At 40.2% G+C, this 1,844-nt stretch carries 1 protein-coding gene; it reads left to right on the forward strand.

Translation table 11 applies throughout. The annotated features are described in order from the left end of the window. Positions 1 to 696 precede the first annotated feature (696 nt). Positions 697 to 1,680 carry a hypothetical protein gene (locus UF75_RS25540; protein ID WP_045577324.1) on the forward strand — a complete coding sequence of 328 codons (984 nt, stop codon included), beginning with the start codon at positions 697 to 699 and terminating at the stop codon, positions 1,678 to 1,680. The last annotated feature ends 164 nt before the right edge of the window (positions 1,681 to 1,844 follow it).

Genomic DNA, 1,844 nt, shown 5'->3' on the forward strand with positions numbered 1-1,844 from the left:
GTAACTGTCTTGCACAGGTACAGCGGGGCAGCCGTCCGTGGTGTCCTCTGGTCTCGCTAGGCTCATAACCTGGTATACGACACAATATACGAACAGAACCGCTACAACTGAATGACAGAAAATAATCAAGCCCCTGTATTCCCGAATGTGGAATATAGGGGCTTGTGAATTGTGGAAATTATGCAATTCTCTGGGTTAATAATCGTCATAGGATTATCGCTGTTATTTTTAGTTCTGCAACAAGAGAATGAACCTGTGAACTAAAAGCTCAGGCTTTAATTTGTTGAATTGGAAGGAATGTACAGGTAAGATGTGGAATTTCATATTACAAGACGCTGGTTGTCGGGTTTCTGCTTAAATATAAAATCGAGTATGTTAGTCGGGCCTAAAAAGGGATTTGTCTCTGTTCAATTATATCTGTGAATCTAATGGCTCTCCAAGCGTGGCAGTGGTTCAGACTCAAGCGTATTCGTGCAACAACGAAGTAATCATCCGTTGCAATATGGTCTAAAGTAAGCATGGTTTTCTGCCGACTAATTAAGATGTTGAGTGAATATACACTTGCCAAAAAGAGCAGTTTGATAAAGCTTGTTGTCTATATTTGTTAATGGAGTTATTACCCGACGCCTTCAAACCCAGATAGTTAGTGAGTAGCGATTGTGATACATAAGATTACCTTAAGAAGGGGATGGGGATTTGAGAAACAAAAAGCGAATCACATGGATTGGTGCAGTGGTAATAATCTTGGCTTTCTCCTTATTCGTTGTGGCTACTGAGTTGTATGTGAAGACGGATACATCTGCCATAGGGGTAATCTCAAATCCAAAAAAAACATCCTCTCCGAGTTCCAGCAATGACTTAATTGCTGAACAAGCTAGGCATTATTCTTATTACCCTCAACTAGATATTACCAATGGAACGAACAAAATCATTTGGACTTGGGGAGACGCTAATTACACTTCGGACCCGATTGCCTTGATTGGCAATACCGATTTTGGTCTAGATATTGAAGAAGCTCTGAAAACGCCTGTCAGTGTTGTCAAGCCAGAATCGCGGATTGAGTTTAAGGTTGACGAAGTTGCGGGTTTAGATAAGCCAACATATAAGGTCAGGCTAGTTGATAGCAATAAACAATTGAAGTTATATCCAATGAATAATAACTCAATCGTCTTACCCAAAGCGGAAGGCGAATATTTATTTCAACTTCAGGTTCGTTGGGGTAATGAGAATCATGAAATATATTATTGGTTTCATGTAGAGACGCAGAAGTCTATACAGCCTCCCATAGCTACTAACATCACGATGGAGGATAAAAAACAGGTAGAACAAGTCATTAGGGATTATCTGAATAACATAGACAAGCAAAATTATGAAGAAGCATGGAAGCTCTTGGCCCCACAAGATAGGGATGGTCAAACACAAGAGAGTTTTATGGTGGTGCATCAAGGTGTAAAATCTATTAAACTCATTTCCATTGAGGGATATAGCTTAGTTGCAGACAAAAATAATAGCGCAATTGTATATGACGAGAAAGTCCCAACAGTGACCTTTCACCTTGTACTTGATGTTGTTCCGCTGGAGGGGTCGGCATGGGGAGAAGGACGAAATGAAAGGTTTGTCGTTGGCCGCAAAGGAATTGATGGGGAATGGTTAGTTAGTGGTTTCGCAACAAGTCCATAAATTATGATTTAACGTGGGTAATTCTGACTCGTAAATGAGGTCGGGATGTATCGTTTAATAATCTCGATTGGAAAATAATCAAGAGGAATAGTGGAGAAGGGAGACTATATGGCCCGAATATCGTTGAGAGTCATGGCTTTCGGAGTTTTAGCATTTGTATTTCT

The organism is Desulfosporosinus sp. I2 (assembly GCF_000960765.1).
In the GTDB taxonomy this organism is placed as follows: domain Bacteria; phylum Bacillota; class Desulfitobacteriia; order Desulfitobacteriales; family Desulfitobacteriaceae; genus Desulfosporosinus.